The following is a 19,441-nucleotide window of genomic DNA, read 5'->3' as shown; positions in this document are numbered from 1 at the left end:
TTCCCAATCCAAAACTGTACGGCAGATATGACGCGGGTTACAAGCACTTTGGAAATTGCCGAAAAGGGGCTTGACGTTCCACGGATCCCGGACCATAGTTTTCGTATACGATTTCGTACTCGATGAGGAGTAACTCTTGGAACAGGTCACCGACCACATCCTGGCCGCGGCCCGCAAGGTCATCGCGGTGCACATCAACTACCCCAGCCGGGCAGCCCAGCGCGGCCGCACACCCGAGCAGCCTTCCTACTTCCTGAAGCCGTCGTCGTCCCTGGCAATCGGTTCGGCAGCAGCCCCCTCAAGCGTGGAGCGCCCGGCCGGCTGCGAACTCCTCGGCTACGAGGGCGAGATCGCCCTGATCATCGGCAAGCCCGCCCGTCGCGTGGGCATCGAGGACGCGTGGAGCCATGTCGAGTGGGTCACCGCCAGCAACGACCTCGGCGTGTACGACCTCCGCTACGCGGACAAGGGCTCCAACCTCCGCTCCAAAGGCGGCGACGGCTTCACGCCGGTGGGACCGGGCCTGATCGCGGCCGACGCCGTCGATCCCGCCAAACTGCGGATCCGCACCTGGCACAACGGCGAACTGGTCCAGGACGACACCACCGGGGACCTGCTCTTCCCGTTCGCCCGGCTCGTGGCCGATCTGTCCCAGCTGCTCACCCTCGAAGAGGGCGACATCATCCTCACCGGCACCCCCGCCGGGGCTTCGGTGGCCAAGCCGGGCGACGTCGTCGAGGTGGAAGTCAGCGCCGGCGAACCCACCGCTCTCTCTACCGGCCGGCTGGTCACCCGGGTGGCGGAAGGCACGACGCCGTTCGCGGACTTCGGCGCCCGGCCCAAGACCGACGATCTGCAGCGCGAGGAAGCCTACGGTTCCCGTGAAGCCGCCGGCCTCGCCGCCGTCGGACCTATCCTGTCCCCGGAACTGAAGGCGAAGCTGGAAAGCGTCTGCACCGCCACCCTCTCCTCCCAGCTGCGCAAGCGAGGCCTGAACAACGTCAGCATCGACGGCCTGACCTCCACCCGGCCGGAGCAGCGGATCGTGGGCCTGGCCCGGACCCTGCGCTACGTCCCCAACCGCGAGGACCTCTTCAAGGCCCACGGCGGCGGCTTCAACGCCCAGAAGAAGGCCATCGACTCCGTCAACGAGGGCGAGATCCTCGTGATGGAAGCCCGCGGCGAAAAGGGCACCGGCACCATCGGCGACATCCTGGCCCTCCGCGCCCAGGTCCGCGGCGCCGCCGCCATCATCACCGACGGCGGCGTCCGCGACTTCTCCGCCGTGGCCGCCATGGACATGCCCACCTACTATGCCAACCCGCACCCCGCAGTCCTGGGCCGCCGGCACATCCCGTGGGACACGGACATCACCATCGCCTGCGGCGGCACCACCGTGCAGCCCGGGGACATCATCGTGGCCGACGCGGACGGCATCCTGGTGATCCCGCCGGCCCTCGCCGAAGAGCTCGCGGACGACTCCATCGCCCAGGAACGCGAGGAGACCTTCATCGCCGAAATGGTGCAGCAGGGCCACAGCGTGGACGGGCTCTACCCGCTCAACGCCGCATGGCGGACCCGCTACCAGGAATGGGAAGCCGGCAAAGCCCATGACTGACACAGCCGCCACGGCCACTGCAACAGTGAGCAAATCCGAGCAGGCCTATACGGCCATCAAGTCGCGGATCGTGGACGGGACCTACTCCCCCGGCTACCGGCTGGTGCTGGCAAAGATCGCCGAGGACCTGGGTGTCAGCGTGGTCCCGGTCCGCGAAGCCATCCGCCGGCTCGAGGCCGAGGGCCTGGTCAAGTTCGAGCGGAACGTCGGCGCCACGGTGGCCGGCATCGACCCCACCGAGTACCTCTACACAATGCAGACGCTCAGCATCGTCGAGGGCGCCGCCACAGCACTCTCGGCTCCGCTGATCGGGGAGGCGGACGTGGCCCGCGCCCGGGCCGTCAACGCTGAGATGCGCGAATGCCTGCAGCACTTCGACCCCGTCCGGTTCACCAGGCTGAACCAGGACTTCCACAGCGTCCTGTTCGAGCACTGCCCCAACCCGCACATCCTGGATCTCGTGCACCGGGGCTGGAACCGGCTGGCGTCCCTGCGCTCATCCACGTTCCGCTTCGTCCCCGGCCGCGCCCACGAATCCGTGGACGAGCACGAGGCCCTGCTGCAGCTCATCGAGTCCGGCGCCAGCCCGGATGACATCGAAAAGGCCGCCCGCCGCCACCGCAGCGCCACCCTGGACGCGTACCTCGCCCAGGCGGCGGCAATCGAGCTCCCGACCCCGCAGACCACACAGCAGTAAGGAAAAACAATGACGTTCACTGCCGAATCCACCCAGACCCACTACGTTCCGAAGGACCTTCCCACCCACATCCAGCACTACATCAACGGCGAATTCGTTGATTCGGTGGGCGGGGCGACCTTCGACGTCCTGGACCCGGTGTCCAACCAGAACTACGCCACCGCCGCCGCCGGCCAGAAGGAAGACATCGACCTCGCCGTCGCCGCCGCCCGCGACGCGTTCACCAACGGACCGTGGCCGAAGATGAAGCCCCGCGAACGGGCCCGGATCCTGAACAGGATCGCCGACGCCGTCGAGGCCCAGGAGGCGCGCCTCGCCGAGCTCGAAACTTTCGACACCGGCCTGCCTATCACACAGGCCAAGGGCCAGGCGCTGCGCGCGGCCGAGAACTTCCGCTTCTTCGCGGACCTGATCGTGGCCCAGTTCGACGACGCCATGAAGGTCCCCGGCGCCCAGATCAACTACGTCAACCGCAAGCCGATCGGCGTCGCGGGCCTCATCACCCCGTGGAACACCCCGTTCATGCTCGAGTCCTGGAAGCTCGCCCCGGCCCTGGCCACCGGCAACACCGTGGTCCTCAAGCCGGCCGAATTCACTCCCCTGTCCGCCTCGCTGTGGGCGACGATCTTCAAGGACGCCGGCCTTCCCGACGGCGTGTTCAACCTCGTCAACGGCCTCGGCGAGGAGGCAGGCGACGCCCTGGTGAAGCACCCGGATGTCCCGCTGATCTCCTTCACCGGTGAAACCACCACGGGCCAGACGATCTTCCGCAACGCCGCGGCCAACCTCAAGGGCCTGTCCATGGAGCTCGGCGGCAAGTCCCCGTGCATCGTGTTCGCCGACGCCGACCTCGACGCCGCGATCGACTCCGCCCTGTTCGGCGTCTTCTCCCTCAACGGCGAGCGCTGCACCGCCGGCTCCCGGATCCTGGTGGAACGCGCGGTGTACGAGGAATTCTGCGACAAGTACGCCGCCCGGGCCAAGAACATCGTGGTGGGCGACCCGCACGACCCCAAGACCGAGGTCGGTGCCCTGGTCCACCCGGAGCACTACGCCAAGGTGGCCTCCTACGTGGAGATCGGCAAGTCCGAGGGCCGGCTGCTGGCCGGCGGCGGCCGCCCGGACCACCTTCCGGAGGGCAACTACATCGCCCCCACCGTGTTCGCCGACGTCGCCCCGGACGCGCGGATCTTCCAGGAGGAGATCTTCGGCCCCGTCGTTGCCATCACCCCGTTCGATACCGACGACGAAGCCCTCGCCCTGGCGAACAACACCAGGTACGGGCTGGCGGCCTACATCTGGACCCAGAACCTGACCCGGGCGCACAACTTCTCGCAGAACGTCGAGGCCGGCATGGTCTGGCTCAACAGCCACAACGTCCGCGACCTCCGCACCCCGTTCGGCGGGGTCAAGGCCTCGGGCCTGGGCCACGAGGGCGGCTACCGGTCCATCGACTTCTACACCGACCAGCAGGCCGTCCACATCACCCTCGGCACCGTCCACACCCCCAAATTCGGCGCCTGACAGCGCACACCACCCCCACTTTCAAAGAAGAGAGAACACCATGACCAACTTCGTCCCCACCCCCACCGTCCCGGCCCCGGACATCGTCCGCTGCGCTTACCTGGAACTCGTGGTCACGGACCTCGCCAAGTCCCGCGAGTTCTACGTGGACCTGCTGGGCCTGCACGTCACCGAGGAAGACGAGAACACCATCTACCTGCGGTCCCTGGAAGAGTTCATCCACCACAACCTGGTGCTGCGCAAGGGCCCCGTGGCCGCTGCGGCCGCCTTCGCCTACCGGGTGAAGTCCCCCGCCGAGGTGGACGCCGCCGAGGCCTACTACAAGGAACTGGGCTGCCGCACCGAGCGCCGCAAGGAAGGCTTCACCAAGGGCATCGGCGACGCCGTCCGCGTCGAGGATCCGCTCGGTTTCCCCTACGAATTCTTTTACGAGACCGAACACGTCGAGCGCCTCACCCAGCGCTACGACCTCTACTCGGCCGGCGAGCTGGTCCGGCTGGACCACTTCAACCAGGTCACCCCGGACGTCCCGCGCGGCCGCAAATACCTCGAGGACCTGGGCTTCCGCGTGTCCGAGGACATCAAGGACTCCGACGGCGTCACCTACGCCGCCTGGATGCACCGCAAGCAGACCGTGCACGACACCGCACTGACCGGCGGCAACGGCCCGCGGCTGCACCACATTGCCTTCGCCACGCATGAGAAGCACAACATCATCCAGATCTGCGACAAGATGGGTGCCCTGCGCATTTCCGACCGGATCGAACGCGGCCCCGGCCGGCACGGTGTCTCCAATGCGTTCTACCTCTACATCCTGGACCCGGACGGCCACCGCATCGAGATCTACACGCAGGACTATTACACCGGCGACCCGGACAACCCCATCATCACCTGGGACGTCCACGACAACCAGCGCCGCGACTGGTGGGGCAATCCCGTGGTCCCGTCCTGGTACACCGAGGCGTCCCTGGTCCTGGACCTCGACGGCAACCCGCAGCCCGTCATTGTCCGTGAGGAAAAAAGCGAGATGGCCGTGACCGTGGGCGCGGACGGCTTCTCCTACACCCGCAAGGAAGAGGACGGCCCCGCCGGAGAAAAGACGGGCTTCAAGCTCGGAGCGCAGGTTTAGCGTGCTGGATCCCGCGACCATCCAGGCGATCGCAGACGAACTGGTGGAAGCCGGTCGGAACCGCAAACCGGTCCCCCGTCTGACGGCCCGCTACCCGGACATGACGGTGGAGGACTCCTACGCCGTCCAGCAGCTGTGGCGGCGCCGAAACGAGGACGCCGGACGGGCCCTGGTGGGCCGCAAGATCGGCCTCACGTCCAAGGCGATGCAGGCGGCCACCGGCATCACCGAACCGGACTACGGCGCCATCTTCGATGACATGGTCCTGGAGACCGGCTGCTCGGTGCCGTGGGACCAGTACACCCACCCGCGGGTCGAAGTGGAACTGGCGTTCGTGCTGAAGAAGGACCTGGCCGGTCCCGGCTGCACCATCTTCGACGTCTTGAATGCCACCGACTACGTGGTCCCGGCCCTCGAGATCCTGGACTCCCGGATCGAGATGGAGGGCCGGACCATCGTGGACACCATCGCCGACAACGCCGCAATGGGCGCCATGGTGGTGGGCGGAAACCCTGTCCGGCCCGACGCCGTGGACCTCCGCTGGGTTTCCGCGATCCTCTACAAGAACCAGACCGTGGAGGAAACCGGCGTGGCCGCCGGTGTCCTGGACCACCCGGCCAACGGCGTGCACTGGCTGGCCAACAAGATCGCCGCCCACGGGGACGGCATGAAGGCCGGCGACATCATCCTTGCCGGCTCCTTCACCCGGCCCCTCTGGGTGTACAAAGGTGACACCGTGCACGCCGACTACGGACCCCTGGGAGTTGTGACATGCCGCTTCGAGTAGAACCAGACCCCACCTTCCGTGACGCCCTGCGCAACCAAACGGGCGGCGCCGGCCGCCCGCTGGCCGGGATGTGGGTCTGCTCCGGCAGCCCCCTGGTGGCCGAACTGTGCGCGGGTGCCGGACTGGACTGGCTCCTGATCGACGCCGAGCACAGCCCCAACGGCCTCGAATCCATCCTGGCCCAGCTGCAGGCCGTCCACGGCTACCCGGTCCAGGCCATGGTCCGTCCGCCGGTGAACGACACGGTGCTCATCAAGCAATACCTGGACCTCGGCGTCCAGAACCTGCTGATCCCCATGGTGAACTCGGCAGCCGAGGCGGAGGCCGCGGTAGCGGCCACCCGCTACCCGCCGCACGGTGTGCGCGGCGTGGGCTCCGCGCTGGCGCGCGCCGCCCGCTGGAACCGGACTCCCGACTACCTCGCCCGCGCTTCCGAGACCGTCAGCGTCACCGTCCAGATCGAATCCGAAGCCGCGGTTGCCGCCGTGGAGAACATCCTGGCGGTGGACGGCGTGGACGCGATCTTCCTGGGCCCCTCAGACCTCGCCGCCTCCATGGGTTTGCTGGGCCAGCAGGAACACCCCCGGGTGCGCGCCGCCGTCGAACACTGCCTTGCCGCCGCCAAAGCGGCCGGCAAACCCGCGGGCGTGAACGCTTTCAACCCCGCCACCGCGCGCCACTACATGGCAGCCGGCGCGGCCTTCGTGCTGGTCGGGGCCGATGTGTCCATCCTGGCCCGCGGCTCCGAGGCACTCGCTGCCGACTACATCCCAGCGGACCCGGTGGTGGGGCCTGCCGACACCCCTGCCAGCTACTGAAGATCCGCGGCGTTAAACGCGACGGGACCGGTGGGTCCTAGCTGTAGAGCTCGCTCTTGGGCGCGTTGTTCTTGACCTTCTGCCAGCCCAGCCACAGCACCAGGGCGAAGAACGGAACGGTGGCCAGGGTCCACAGGCCCAGGTGGAAGACCTCGCCGGTCTTGCTGGTCATGGTGTCGAAGCCGATCAGCACGGTGATGGCCAGCAGCGCGACCAGTCCGGCCCAGCTGGTCCAGGGCGAGCCCGGCATGGGGAGGCTGGAGACGCGGCCCTTCTGGTGGCGCAGCGCGATCTGGCTGGCGAAGATGGCGCCCCACGTGAAGATCACGCCGATGGACGCGGTGTTCAGCGCGAGGTCGAAGGCGTGCGAGCCGCCCAGCCAGATGTTCAGCAGGATGCCCACGAGGTAGAAAGCGGCGATCGCGAGGATGGCGGCGTACGGTACGTGGCGCTTGGACATCTTGGTGAGCCACTGCGGGGCATGCCCGTTGTTGGCCATGGTGCGGAAGACACGGCCAATCGAGTACAGGCCCGAGTTGCAGGAGGACAGGGCGGCGGTGATGACGATCATGTTCATCACGTCGCCCACCCAGCCGAGGCCCATCTGGCCAAACACGGTGACGAACGGGGACACGCCGGCCTTGTACTGGTCGGAGGGCAGCAGCATGGCCAGCAGCAGCACGGAACCGACGTAGAACACTACAATGCGCAGTACGACGGCGCGGATCGCCTTGGGCACTTCGCGCTTGGCGTTTTCCATCTCGCCGGCGGTGATGCCGACGAGTTCGATGCCGTTGTAGGCGAAGATCACGGCGTTGAGCACGAGGACCATCACGAGGGCGCCCTTGGGGAACATCCCGCCGTCGTCGGCAAAGAGGTTGGCGACTGAGGCGTGGCCATCGCCCACCTTGGCGTTGGTGACCACCATGAAGGTGCCAACGGCCAGGAAGATCAGGATGGCGCCAACCTTGAGGCAGGAAGCCCAGAATTCAAACTCGCCGAACGCCTTGACGCTGAGCAGGTTGACGGCCACCAGCAGCGCCAGGGCGGCAATCGCGGAGGCTTCCACCGGGACATTGGGGAAGAAGAACTGGAAGTACAGGCCGATCGCGATCAGTTCCGCGATCCCGGTCATGCCCCAGTTGATGAAGTACATCCAGCCGGAGAGGAAGGCGCCCTTCTTGCCGAACATTTCGCCGGCGTAGCTGACGAAGGAGCCCGAGGTCTGGCGGTACATGATGAGCTCGCCCAGTGCCCGCATGAGCAGGTAGGCGATCACGCCGGCAATGGCGTAGGAGAAGATCAGCGCCGGGCCCGTGGAGGCCAGGCGTCCGCCGGCCCCCATGAACAGGCCGACGCCGATTGCGCCACCCATCGAGATCATCGTCACGTGGCGGCCGCTCAGGGTCTTCTTATAGCCCTCGGCGCTGAGGGTCGAGTCGACGGCGGATTCCGCTGGCGCGCTCTTGAGTTCTGTGGGGGTAAGTGATGGCACAACGGTTCCTTGTAGGTCGAATTATGGCCGGGACGGGACCGGGATTCGGTTACACAGCATTCGGGTTCTGCCCGGTGGGGCAGCCTCGTGTACCGAACCTCACAAAGTCAAAGCTTCGCGCGGCTCATCCATCGTACTAGAATTCCCGGCTTGGCCGTGACGCGGGCAACACCAGATGGGTACTATCCCTAATTAATGGCGCCAAATCTGCAGAATAGCCGAACAATGTTCTATTTCGAGTCCGCAAATCCCGGCGCATCGTTCCGCTACGCCAGGGCGCCGTCCCGCATGGCGTAGCGGAGCCAGTTTCCGGCGCCGGCCCCGTGCCCGGTTTCGCTTCGCTTGGCGCACGTGTTGAACCACTCCCCCAGCGCGCGGTCGTGGCTGACCATGACCAATGTCCCGTCGAAGTCGGAAAGGGCCGCTTCAAGCTGTTCCACCAGCACGGGCGCCAGATGGTTGGTGGGCTCGTCCACCAGCATCGTTCCGAAGCCGCCCAGCAGGAGCCGGGCCAGCGCCAGCCTGCGTTGCTGCCCTGCGGACAGGCTGCCCACCGGTACGTGGAATTCGCTGGTCCGGAACAGTCCCAGGCGCAGCAGCGCCTCGGCGTGCTCATCGATGTTGCCGCCCAGGCCCGAGGCAAAAGCGGGCAAGAGACGCAACGCCGGGCGCTGCGGGAGTTCCAGCTCCTGCTGCAGGTAGCCGATCCGGCCGTGCCTCACCACGGTGCCCTTGGCCGGTTCCAGCGTGCCCGCGAGAACGGAGAGCAGCGTGGACTTGCCTGCGCCGTTGGGGCCTGTGATGAGGATTTTCTGGCCCGCTTCGACGCGGAAGTCCGTGGGTTCCAGGCGGCCGGGCACGGTCACCCCCTTCGCTTCGAGAGCGGGGCCCTCCGCAACGTCTGCCCGCAGATCCGTCGCCAGCTTCAGGGGCACCGGGGGACGGTCGACGGGGTTTGCCTCCAGCCGGCGCAGACGCTCCTGGGCATTGCGGACCTTGCTGGTGGCCGCCTTTTGCCACGTGCCGGCCTTGAAGTCGAATCCCATTTTGTCGCCGTCGCGTTGGCGGGCGTAGCCCATCTTCCCCGCGACCGTGTCCGCCTGGAGCTGCTCGGCAGCCATCGCGTCCAGCCACCCGCGGTACTGCTGGGCCCAGCGCTGGCGTTCGGCCGCCTTCTCCCGCAAGTAGCCTTCGTAGCCGTTGCCATACCGGTTGACCGTCCGGCGTTCGGCATCCACCTCAATCACGGTTGTGGCCACTTTTCGCAACAGCACGCGGTCGTGGGAGACCACCACCACGGTTCCGCGGTGCGCCGCCAGCCGCGCCTCCAGCCAGGCCGTGCCGCTGGCGTCAAGGTGGTTGGTGGGTTCGTCCAGGAGCAGGATGTCCGCGGGATCGGCGAGTACGCAGGCCAGTGCCACGCGTTCCTGTTCCCCGCCGGAGAGCGAGCCCAGTGTCCGCATCCGGTCCAGCCCGCCCAGGCCCAGCCGGTCCAGCGCCGCCTCCACCCGGGATTCCGCGGCGTAGCCTTCCCTGAGCTGGTACTGCGTCTGCAGGTTTCCGTAGCGCTCCAGTTCGCCGGTTTCCGCGTCGGCAAGCCCGCCCTCCAGGCGGTCCAGCTCGGCCTCCAGGGCGCGGAGGGATGCCAGTGCGGCGTCGATCGCGTTGCTGACGGTGAACTGATCCGGCAGGCCGTGGGTCTGGGCCAGATAGCCCACGCGGCCGTGGCTGACAGCGGTGCCCTCGTCCGGGGCCTCGAGCCCGGCCAAGATCCGGAGCAGCGTGGATTTGCCCGCGCCGTTCTCGCCGACGATCGCCACATGTTCACCGGCTGTGATGGCAATGTCGACGTCGGCAAAGAGCTGGCGGTCCCCATAGCCATGGGATACGCCCGAAAGGCGGAGATGTTCGCTCAAGGAGTCCTCGCAAGTAGTTGCCCAGCCTGCCGGCGGCGGCTTGCGTCCTCAGTATGGCACCGACGACCACCGCTGAGGCGCCTGCCGCCGTCGGCCGGGCTCAGGCCGCGAGCACAACCGCGTTCTTGCGCCGGGCCTTCGCCAGCCGCGTCCCGATCAGGCCCTGCCGGGGGCTGAACAGGTAGACGGCGGCGAAGGCGGCCCCCTGCGTCAGGACCACCATGGCGCCGGAGGCGGTGTCGAGGTAATAGCTGAGGTAGATGCCGGCGATGGAGCACACCGCGGAAATGACCGGCGCGATCACGAGCATGCGGGAGAACCGGTCCGTCAGCAGGTAGGCCGTGGCGCCGGGGATGATCAGCATGGCCACTACCAGCACCACGCCCACGGTCTGCAGCGCCACGACGGAGGTCAGCGCCAGGAGGCCCAGCAAGAGGGCTCCGAGGCGTTTCGGGGACAGCCCGATCGCGTGGGCGTGCGTGGGGTCGAAGGCGTAGAGCGTCAGGTCGCGCCGCTTGAGGATCAGGATGGTGAAGGCGACCACGCCCAGCACAAGAACCTGGATGAGGTCCGGGATGCTGACGCCGAGCAGGTTGCCGAAGATGATGTGGTTCAGGTCCGTTTGGCTCGGTGTGACGGAGATGAGCACCAGGCCCAGGGCGAACAGTGAGGTGAAGACGATCCCGATCGCCGCGTCCTCCTTCACCCGGCTCGTGTTGCGGACCACCCCGATCAGGGTCACGGCAATGAGCGCGAATACCAGCGCTCCCAGGGCGAAGGGCGCCCCGACGATGTAGGCGAGCACCACGCCCGGCAGCACGGCGTGGGAGACGGCGTCGCCCATCAGTGACCAGCCGATCAGCACCAGCCAGCAGCTCAGCACGGCGCACACAATCGCAGCCAGCGCCGTGGTGATGATGGCACGGACCATGAAGTCATAGCTCAGCGGTTCCAGCAGGATGTCGAAGAGATCCATGGGTCAGCTCCTGCCTTGTGGTTTCGATGCGGCCCGGTAAGGGAGATCCGGGTCAGTGAGTTGCCGGTCAGCGGGATCCGGGGCGGTGAGACCGTCGTCGGGGTCGGCCGCGCCGGGGAGGTCGCGGTTGAGCACGTCGAGGCCGAATGCCATGGCCAGGTGCTCGGGTTGCAGGACGACCTCGGGCGGGCCGTGCATGAGGACTTTGCGCATCAGGAGCACGGCTTCGTCGCATAGTTGCGGCAGGGCATGAAGGTCATGGGTTGAGATCAGGATGGTGCAGCCGTCCGAGGCGAGCTCCTTGAGCAGGCGCGTGATGGTCGCCTCGGAGCGCTTGTCGACGCCGGCGAACGGCTCGTCCAGGAGCATCATGGTGGCTCCCTGGGCGATTCCCCGGGCCATGAAGGCACGCTTCTTCTGCCCGCCCGAAAGCTGGCCGATCTGCCGGCCGGCGAACTCGGAGAGTTCCACCCGGTCCAGGGCGAGGTCGACGGCGGCGCGGTCCGCCTTGGAAGCGCGGCGGGTGAACCCCTGGTGCCCGTAGCGGCCCATCATCACCACGTCGCGGACGGACAGCGGGAACTGCCAGTCCACGTCCTCGCTCTGCGGGACGTAGCCGATCCCGCCGGCCTTGCGCGCCTTGGCGGGCGGTTCACCGTTGATGAGGACGCGGCCGGCGTCGGGCTTGATCATTCCCATGATCGCCTTGAACAGCGTGGATTTGCCGGAGCCGTTCATGCCCACCAGGCCGCAGATCCGGGCAGTGTCAAGGGACAGCGACGCGGCGTCGAGCGCCAGGACCTCGCCGTAGTGGACGGTGACGTTTTCCACCAGAATCGCCGGATTGCTCATGATGCCGCTCCTGTCAGGCCCTCGGTGATGATCTTGGAGTCGTGCCGGATGAGGTCCAGGTACGTGGGGACGGGCCCGTCCGATTCGGAGAGCGAATCCACGTACAGCACCCCGCCGAACGTCGAACCCGTGGCTCCCTCCACCTGGCGCATCGGTGCGTCCGACACCGTGGACTCGCAGAAGACTGCGGGGACCTTGTTGGCCTTCACGAATTCGATCGCCTTGGTGATCTGTTGCGGGGTGGCCTGCTGTTCGGCGTTGACGGCCCAGATGTAGACCTCCCGGAGGCCGGCGTCGCGCGCCAGGTAAGAGAACGCGCCCTCGCACGTCACGAGTGCCCGCTGCGCCTCGGGGACAGTCGCCAGCTTCTGGACCATTTCATCCTTCACGGACTGCAGCTTGGCCTTGTAGGCCGCGCCGTTCGCCTCAAAGACCGCAGCGTTGTCCGGGTCGAGCTTCGAGAACGCCTTCACCATGTTGTCCACATAGATCTGCACGTTGACCGGCGACATCCACGCGTGCGGGTTCGGTTTGCCCTGGTAGGAGTCTTCGCTGATGGACATCACCTCCACGCCTTCGCTCACCACGGCGTGCGGAACGTCCAGGCCTTCAACGAACTGGGCAAACCACGCTTCAAGGTTCAGGCCGTTGTCCAGGATCAGGTCCGCCTTGGCTGCCTTGCGGATATCGCCGGGGGTGGGCTCGTAGCCGTGGATCTCAGCGCCGGCCTTGGTGATGGATTCGACCTGCAGCTTGTCCCCCGCCACGTTCTGGGCCACGTCGGCAAGGACGGTGAAGGTGGTCAAGACTACGGGCTTCCCGTCCCCGGACCCCTGGCCCTGGCCGGCACTCCCGCACGCGGCCAGGGACAGGCAGAGAAGAACGGCAGCGACGGCGGCTCCGGCGGCGCGAACGGGACGGGATCGGCGGACAACTTTGGCGCACCGAAACGAAAATTTAGGCATGCCGAATATTGTACGTGACTGCGCAACCTTGCCGCGGCGCTAGGCTGGGGACATGGGCACAGCTCTCCGCACACCACCCGCGCCGCAGCCGGAACTTTACCGGTTCTCCCGGCTCGATTTCGTCACCGTTGGGCTCTATGTTGCTGTGGCCGGATTGTTCGCCGTGGCGGGCGGGCTGTTGGCGCCGCTGCTGCTGCAGATATCGCCCAATCCTGCGGTGGCGTCCTACGCGGTCAACCTGATCTTTTACGCCACTATCGGCATCCTTGCCCTGACCGCCGCGCGGCGCGTTGCCGTCCGGGACCTCCGCGTCCTGGCCACACGGCCCTGGTTCACGGCGCTCATGGTGCCGCTGGCCGTCGTGGTGATGCTTACCCTCACCGCGGTTCTCGTGGCGGTCAGCGGGCCGGTGCAGACCTCCGCCAATCAGGCCGGGCTCCAGGCGCTCATGCAGCAGGTCCCGGTCTGGCTCATAGTGCCCCTGCTGGTGATGGTGGGACCGTTCGTCGAGGAATACATTTTCCGCCATCTGCTGATCGGCAAACTGAGCCGCCGGGTCAACCTCTGGGTCTGCTGTGTCCTGTCCGTGGTCCTCTTCGGGGCCCTGCACATCGTGGGCCAGGAACAAATGACCCTGCAGGTGCTGATGCCCTACCTCGCCATGGGCGCCGTCCTGGTGTTCGTGTATGTCTGGACCGGGAAGAACGTGATGTTCTCCTACTTCGTCCACGCCTCCAAAAACCTCCTCGCGGTCATCTTCATTTACGCGATTCCGCCGGAAGTCCTCGAACAGCTGCAGCAGGTCCAGGGCTAGCCAAAGCAACGCGGGGTCACTTGCGGCCCATGCGGGGCACACTGGGTTCGTGCGTGACCCCGCGTTGTTTGGAAACAGCGGGAGATATGCCGGTCCGGACCCTTCCGGCGTGGGCGCCGACGTCGTAGGTTCTTTCCATGACACTGAACATCCAGATCGCTGTGGACTGCAAAAACCCGCACGAGCTCGCCGACTGGTGGGCTGAAACACTGGAATGGGCGGTGGAGCCACAGGATGAGGTTTTCATCCACTCCATGATCGATCAGGGCTTCGCTACCGAGGCGGACACCACGATGCACCATGGCAAGCTCGTGTGGCGCGAGGGCGCCGCCATCCGCCCGCCAGACGAACTCGACGCCAAATCGCCCGCCCGGCGCATTCTGTTCCAGATCGTCCCGGAAGAAAAAAGCGTCAAGAACCGGGTCCACTGGGACGTGAGGCTCGCGGGCGCAGACAAGGATGCCGTGCGGGCCGCCCTTGAAGCGCGCGGCGCCACATTCCTCTGGACCGCCAGCCAGGGACCGCATTCCTGGCACACCATGGCGGACCCGGAAGGCAACGAGTTCTGCATCAGCTGACGCGATTACTAGACTCGGACTGTGAGCAACGAAATCCCCGCCAAGGTATCCGACGTCTTTGACCCCACCCGGTGGCGCACCGTGTCCGGTTTCGACGACTTCCAGGACATGACCTATCACCGGCAGGTGGAGCGTGGGGCGGACGGCTCTGTGGTCCGGGACCTGCCCACCGTGCGCATCGCCTTCGACCGCCCCGAGGTCCGCAATGCCTTCAGGCCGGGCACGGTGGACGAGCTCTACCGCGCCATGGACCACGCCCGGATGACCCCGGACGTGGCCACCGTGCTGCTCACCGGAAACGGCCCCTCCCCCAAGGACGGCGGCCATTCGTTCTGCTCCGGCGGGGACCAGCGGATCCGCGGCCGTGACGGTTACCGGTACGCCAACGGGGAAACGACGGAGACCATCGACCCCGCCCGCGCCGGCCGGCTGCACATCCTGGAAGTCCAGCGGCTCATGCGCACCATGCCCAAGGTGGTCATCGCCGTCGTCAACGGCTGGGCGGCCGGCGGCGGGCACTCCCTGCACGTCGTCTCGGACCTCACCATCGCCTCGCGTGAGCACGGAAAGTTCAAGCAGACCGACGCCACCGTGGGCAGTTTCGACGCCGGCTACGGCTCGGCCCTCCTGGCCCGCCAGATCGGCCAGAAGGCCGCCCGGGAAATCTTCTTCCTGGCCCGCGAATATTCCGCCGAGGACATGGTCAGGATGGGCGCCGTGAACGAGGCCGTGGACCACGGACGCCTTGAGGAGGTCGCCCTGGAGTACGCCGCGGACATTGCCCGGCAGTCCCCGCAGGCCATCCGCATGCTCAAGTTCGCGTTCAACCTGGCGGACGACGGCCTGGCCGGCCAGCAGGTCTTCGCCGGCGAGGCGACGCGCCTGGCCTACATGACCGACGAGGCCGTGGAGGGCAAGGAGGCCTTCCTCGAGAAACGCGATCCCGACTGGTCCGCGTTCCCGTACTACTTCTAAGGCGCATTGTGACTTCCGGAGCCATGAACATCGAGCCCGCGCTCAAGGCGCTGGCTGCTGCCCTCCACGGCGAGGGTCCCGCCGTCGAACTCTCCGCCGGGCCGGACGGCTCACCGGTGCTGGGATTCCCTGACACGGCCGGCATCGAGGACGCGGCCGTCGTGGTGCGGACCTCCGGGTCCACCGGCGCGCCGAAGGCGACCGTCCTCACCGTCGAGGCCCTGGCGGCCTCGTCCGTGGCGACCGCCTTTGCGCTCAAGGGCGAAGGCCAGTGGCTGCTGGCCCTCCCCGTCCAGTACGTGGCCGGGGTACAGGTGCTGGTCCGCTCGCTCTTTGCCGGGACCCGCCCGTGGGTCATGGACCTGTCCGGCGGCTTTACGCCGGAGGCCTTCACCGCCGCGGCGCTGGAGCTCACGGACAAGATCCGTTTCACCTCGCTGGTGCCCACCCAGCTTCAGAGGCTGCTGGACGCGCCCTCAGCCGAGACGCTGGCGGTGCTGCGGCGCTTCAACGCCATCCTGCTCGGCGGCGGCCCCGCCCCTGCCGAGCTGCTCGCCGCGGCCCGGGACGCCGGAGCGCGCGTGGTGACCACCTACGGTTCGTCCGAGACCTGCGGCGGCTGCGTGTACGACGGTTTGCCGCTCGAAGACGTCCTGGTCCGCGTGGAGAACGACCGCCGCATCCTGCTGGGCGGGGCAACCGTCGCCGCCGGGTATCTTCAGGCCCCCGAGCTCTCGGCAGCGACGTTCATCGAAGAGGACGGCATCCGCTGGTACCGGACCAATGACCTCGGTGAACTGGACGCTGACGGCCGGCTCACCGTTCTCGGCCGGGCCGACGACGTCGTCATCACCGGCGGCGTCAAGGTTTCCGCCGCCTATGTCCAGGCTGAGCTGGAAAAACTCGACGGCGTGCGGGCGGCTTTTGTCGCCGGTGTGCCCTCCGCCGAGTGGGGCCACGCCCTGGCCGCGTACGTCGCCGTCGGCGACAGTTCCCCGGAAGGCATGGCGGCGTTCGCCGCCCGCCGGAACGAAACCTGGGGACCCGCGCTGGGCGCGCTGGCCCCGAAAACGGTCCTGCCCGCGGCGGAACTGCTCATGCTGCCCAACGGCAAACCGGACCGCCTGGGCATGACGGTCCTGCTTGATGCGCTCCATCAGGGAAAATAAACAAGCCGCTGGCTATTCAACCAACCAACGGGTATTCAACCAATCAACGAGGTACTGACCGTGGCCACAGCCGCACAATGGATCCAAGGCGCCCGACTGCGCACCCTGCCGGCTGCGATCGCACCGGTGCTGATCGGCAGCGCAGCCGCCTACGAGATGGATTCGTTCATCCTGCTGAACGCCGTGCTGGCGGCCCTGGTCGCCTTGCTCCTGCAGATCGGCGTCAACTACGCCAACGACTACTCGGACGGCATCCGCGGCACGGATGAGGACCGGGTGGGTCCCCTCCGGCTGGTGGGCTCGGGGGCCGCGAGTCCGGAGCACGTCAAACGGGCCGCGTTCGCGGCGTTCGGGCTGGCGATGCTGTTCGGCCTGATCCTTGTGATCATCACGCAGGCCTGGTGGCTCATCCTGGTCGGCCTCGGCTGCGTGCTGGCCGCCTGGGGCTACACGGGGGGCAAGAACCCGTACGGATACCTCGGCCTGGGCGACGTCTTCGTGTTTGTGTTCTTCGGGCTCGTCGCAACGCTTGGCACCACGTACACGCAGGCGGGGCAGCTCAGCCTCGCCGCCATCATCGGGGCGATCGGCACCGGGCTGATCGCGTGTGCGCTGCTGATGGCCAACAACGTCCGCGACATCCCGACCGACAGAAAGGCGGGAAAGAAAACCCTGGCCGTCCGGCTCGGGGACAAGCACGCACGCGAAAGCTACGTGCTGATGCTCGCCGTCGCGATCCTGCTGGTCATCGTCCTGGCCCCCGCTCGGCCGTGGATGCTGATCGTGCTGCTGCTGATCCCCGCCAGCCTCATGCCGTCCTGGCTGATGATCGCCGGGCGGCGCCGAAAGAGCCTCATCCCCGTCCTGAAGCAGACCGGACTGATCAACCTCGGCTTCGCCGCGCTGTTTTCAATCGGACTCGTCCTCAGCCACGGGTTCTAAGCCGGGGGCTCTGAGCCGCGGCTTCGAGCCGCGACTTTTCAAGGACTGCTTGAAAAGACGGCCGGGGCTCAGAGCCGCGACTTTTCAAGGACTGCTTGAAATGACGGCCGGGGCTCAGGACCCTGGCTGCTGGGAATCCTTGGGGCGGTTGTCCGTGCGGACTGCAATGTCGGGGTTCGCGTCCACGAGGCGGTCTTCGACCTCGGCGTCAGCCACCTCGCCGGCACTGCGCATCGGCTTGGCCTTGCCCGAGAACCGGTGGTGGAGCGTCGCCGTGGCCGCGTCGCGCTGCCTCTGGAAGAACAGGAAGCTGATGGCGAAGGACATCATCCCGGCGCACAGGGCAGCCAGGAGCACCCCCAGCTGCAAGTAGAGGAAGAGCGCAAACAAGGGCGCAAACAGCGCCAGCCGAATCAGGGTGTATTTGAGGAATGCCACCCCTCAAGTTTAGCCGCCAGGACAGCGGCGCTGCTTCGGCCACCTTGCTCCCCGCCGCTGCGGCGCCGGCGGCGTGCACCGGGACACAGTGACCTGCGCCGTCGAGGCGCCCGACGGCTAGACTGAAGGTATGCTCCGTGTAGTGGTTCCGATCGTCATATTGGCCGTATTTGTCTATGGATTGGTCGACCTCATCCGCACTGACGCGCGGCTGACCAGGGGCATCTCCAAGACCGCCTGGATCTTCGTGCAGATTCTCCTCCCCGTGGTCGGCGCCACCCTGTGGTTCCTCCTTGGGCGCCCCCGCGCCACGGACACCGCACCGGTCCCCTACAGCCACCCGGTAGCGCCCGACGACGACCCCGAATTCCTCCGCAACCTTGAAATCCGCCACCGCCACCAGGCCGAGGCCGAGAGGCTCAAGAAGCTCAAGGAAGAACTCGACGCCAAGGATCGCAAGCCCGACGCCGGCAGCGCGGAGGCCGGCGGCCCGGAGGGCGCCGGCGATGCCCATGAACCCGGTGACGCCGGAACGCCAGGCACCGACGAAGTCAAATAGCACCTTTCCGGCTTTCCTAACTGCGGCCATTCGCCCCAGATGGCCGGAATCCCCGCCTCAAAGCGACCATCTCCGGCAAACGGCCGCCGCTCATCCGCGACTGCAGCTTGCCAAGTGTGTCCCCGCACCGGGCCCAGGCGTCCCGTACGTCTTCGGCCATCCCCCACCACCGGGCATCCTAACTGCGGCCATTCGCCCCAGATGGCCGGAATCCCCGCCTCAAAGCGGCCATCCCCGGCAAACGGCCGCCGCTCATCCGCGCCCGCGCCTGCAGCTTCCACGGTCCACTCCTCCCCCACACCCTGCCCGCTCTGTGGATAACCTCCGAGCACTCTCGGCGTCGGCGCAGAATGCTCGTATGCGCCAGCCCAGTGAGCTTCCCCCACATCTTCGAAACCGGCCCTTCACCGTGGCCGAGGCCCGCAGTGCCGGGCTGGGCCGACGCCGGACCCGGGCCCGGGATCTCGTCAGCCCCTGTTACGGAGTGCGCGCCACCGCCGCCACCCCAGATAGTTTGCTGGAACGCGTGCATGCCCTGACGGCCGTGACGGGCGCAATCGTGAGTCATCTGTCTGCGGCAGTGCTGTGGGGTTTTCCTCTGCCGCAGGCCTTGGAGAATCTGGCTGTCGTCCATCTGACGAGTCGGCCGGGCCATCGGGCTGTGCGGCATAAGAATGTGGTGGGCCATCAGCAGTCACTTGAACCGGGGGAGATCGTGCCCGGGGCCAGGGTGAGCTGCACCTCCCCGCTGCGGACGTGGTTCGATCTCGCCGGCATCCTGAGCCTCGATGAATTGGTGATTGCCGGGGACTTCCTGTTGCGGCGGAGAAATCCACTGACCACCATCGATGAGCTGGACGCATTCCTCGCCGGGAAGCAAGGCAGGGCGGGCTACCGGAGCGCTATGCGTGCCCGCTCCCTGATACGCGCCGACACGGACTCCCCCAAAGAGACCGAACTCCGGCTACTTCTGATTCGACATGGCCTGCCCGAACCGGGGATCAACGTCCCCATGTTCAACGAGACCGGCGGTTGGATCCAAGACCCGGACCTCTCCTACGAGCAAGAAAAGATCGCGATTCAGTACGACGGCGGGCATCACGCCAGTCCGGCCCAGCGTCGCAGCGACATCTTCCGGGATGAGAACGCCAGGGATGCCGGGTGGCGCGTCGTCGTATTGACCCAATGG

19 protein-coding genes are annotated in these 19,441 nt (G+C 66.9%); 13 read left to right on the top strand and 6 right to left on the bottom strand.

Going from position 1 to position 19,441, the window contains the following annotated elements; translation table 11 throughout:
* Positions 1-136: 136 nt before the first annotated feature.
* The 6 genes from LQV16_RS15410 to LQV16_RS15385 are packed head-to-tail and all read left to right on the top strand — an operon-like array spanning position 137 to position 6,573.
* Entirely contained in the window at positions 137-1,618 is a 1,482-nt protein-coding gene (locus LQV16_RS15410) for a fumarylacetoacetate hydrolase family protein (protein WP_229994777.1), read from the top strand.
* A complete protein-coding gene (locus LQV16_RS15405) occupies positions 1,611-2,315 on the top strand; it encodes a GntR family transcriptional regulator (RefSeq protein ID WP_229994776.1) in 705 nt (234 codons plus the stop codon). Before LQV16_RS15410 ends, LQV16_RS15405 begins: the two co-directional genes overlap by 8 nt.
* A gap of 9 nt (positions 2,316-2,324) precedes the next feature.
* Positions 2,325-3,839 (top strand): 5-carboxymethyl-2-hydroxymuconate semialdehyde dehydrogenase, encoded by a 1,515-nt coding sequence (hpaE, locus tag LQV16_RS15400; protein ID WP_229994775.1) that lies wholly within the window; start codon positions 2,325-2,327, stop codon positions 3,837-3,839.
* Between the two features lie 40 nt (positions 3,840-3,879).
* A complete protein-coding gene (gene hpaD / locus LQV16_RS15395; RefSeq protein ID WP_229994774.1) occupies positions 3,880-4,968 on the top strand; it encodes a 3,4-dihydroxyphenylacetate 2,3-dioxygenase in 1,089 nt (362 codons plus the stop codon).
* A gap of 1 nt (position 4,969) precedes the next feature.
* Positions 4,970-5,755 carry a 2-oxo-hept-4-ene-1,7-dioate hydratase gene (hpaH, locus tag LQV16_RS15390; protein ID WP_229994773.1) on the top strand — a complete coding sequence of 262 codons (786 nt, stop codon included), beginning with the start codon at positions 4,970-4,972 and terminating at the stop codon, positions 5,753-5,755.
* The gene (locus LQV16_RS15385; RefSeq protein ID WP_229994772.1) at positions 5,740-6,573 is read left to right on the top strand and encodes an HpcH/HpaI aldolase/citrate lyase family protein; all 834 of its coding nucleotides are present in this window, start codon (positions 5,740-5,742) and stop codon (positions 6,571-6,573) included. Before hpaH ends, LQV16_RS15385 begins: the two co-directional genes overlap by 16 nt.
* A gap of 37 nt (positions 6,574-6,610) precedes the next feature.
* Here the strand turns inward: LQV16_RS15385 and LQV16_RS15380 are convergent, their stop codons facing one another.
* From LQV16_RS15380 to LQV16_RS15360, 5 genes are all read right to left on the bottom strand, one after another.
* Positions 6,611-8,068, bottom strand: a complete 1,458-nt coding sequence (locus LQV16_RS15380; RefSeq protein ID WP_229994771.1) for an amino acid permease — start codon at positions 8,066-8,068, stop codon at positions 6,611-6,613.
* 266 nt (positions 8,069-8,334) lie between these two features.
* The gene (locus tag LQV16_RS15375) at positions 8,335-9,984 is read right to left on the bottom strand and encodes an ABC-F family ATP-binding cassette domain-containing protein (protein WP_229994770.1); all 1,650 of its coding nucleotides are present in this window, start codon (positions 9,982-9,984) and stop codon (positions 8,335-8,337) included.
* A gap of 100 nt (positions 9,985-10,084) precedes the next feature.
* A complete protein-coding gene (locus LQV16_RS15370) occupies positions 10,085-10,960 on the bottom strand; it encodes a metal ABC transporter permease (RefSeq protein ID WP_229994769.1) in 876 nt (291 codons plus the stop codon).
* Between the two features lie 3 nt (positions 10,961-10,963).
* On the bottom strand, positions 10,964-11,812 hold the full coding sequence (locus LQV16_RS15365; RefSeq protein WP_229994768.1) for a metal ABC transporter ATP-binding protein: 849 nt from the start codon (positions 11,810-11,812) through the stop codon (positions 10,964-10,966).
* Positions 11,809-12,777, bottom strand: a complete 969-nt coding sequence (locus tag LQV16_RS15360) for a metal ABC transporter substrate-binding protein (protein WP_229994767.1) — start codon at positions 12,775-12,777, stop codon at positions 11,809-11,811. The genes LQV16_RS15365 and LQV16_RS15360 overlap by 4 nt, the downstream gene beginning before the upstream one ends.
* A 52-nt stretch (positions 12,778-12,829) precedes the next feature.
* On the opposite strand from LQV16_RS15360, the gene LQV16_RS15355 reads away from it, so the two are divergent.
* From LQV16_RS15355 to LQV16_RS15335, 5 genes are all read left to right on the top strand, one after another.
* Positions 12,830-13,591, top strand: a complete 762-nt coding sequence (locus LQV16_RS15355) for a CPBP family intramembrane glutamic endopeptidase (protein WP_229994766.1) — start codon at positions 12,830-12,832, stop codon at positions 13,589-13,591.
* Between the two features lie 137 nt (positions 13,592-13,728).
* A complete protein-coding gene (locus tag LQV16_RS15350; RefSeq protein ID WP_229994765.1) occupies positions 13,729-14,169 on the top strand; it encodes a VOC family protein in 441 nt (146 codons plus the stop codon).
* Positions 14,170-14,190: 21 nt separating this feature from the next.
* A complete protein-coding gene (locus LQV16_RS15345) occupies positions 14,191-15,144 on the top strand; it encodes a 1,4-dihydroxy-2-naphthoyl-CoA synthase (protein WP_229994764.1) in 954 nt (317 codons plus the stop codon).
* 23 nt (positions 15,145-15,167) lie between these two features.
* On the top strand, positions 15,168-16,313 hold the full coding sequence (locus tag LQV16_RS15340; RefSeq protein ID WP_229994788.1) for an AMP-binding protein: 1,146 nt from the start codon (positions 15,168-15,170) through the stop codon (positions 16,311-16,313).
* Between the two features lie 60 nt (positions 16,314-16,373).
* Positions 16,374-17,255, top strand: a complete 882-nt coding sequence (locus tag LQV16_RS15335; protein ID WP_229994763.1) for a 1,4-dihydroxy-2-naphthoate polyprenyltransferase — start codon at positions 16,374-16,376, stop codon at positions 17,253-17,255.
* Positions 17,256-17,369: 114 nt separating this feature from the next.
* On the opposite strand, the gene LQV16_RS15330 is transcribed toward LQV16_RS15335, so the two are convergent.
* Positions 17,370-17,693: a DUF4229 domain-containing protein gene (locus LQV16_RS15330; RefSeq protein WP_229994762.1), complete on the bottom strand. Its 324-nt coding sequence runs from the start codon at positions 17,691-17,693 to the stop codon at positions 17,370-17,372.
* A 130-nt stretch (positions 17,694-17,823) separates the two neighbouring features.
* Here LQV16_RS15330 and LQV16_RS15325 point away from each other — a divergent pair, with 130 nt between their 5' ends.
* Complete coding sequence (locus tag LQV16_RS15325) at positions 17,824-18,252, top strand: PLD nuclease N-terminal domain-containing protein (protein ID WP_229994761.1); 429 nt, start codon at positions 17,824-17,826, stop codon at positions 18,250-18,252.
* Between the two features lie 484 nt (positions 18,253-18,736).
* A partial coding sequence (locus tag LQV16_RS15320) for a hypothetical protein (protein ID WP_229994760.1) occupies positions 18,737-19,441 on the top strand: 705 nt, incomplete at its 3' end.

The sequence above is a fragment of the Arthrobacter sp. Bi26 genome (assembly GCF_918697925.1).
Classification (GTDB): domain Bacteria; phylum Actinomycetota; class Actinomycetes; order Actinomycetales; family Micrococcaceae; genus Arthrobacter.
This window is presented reverse-complemented; position numbering and strand designations above follow the sequence as displayed.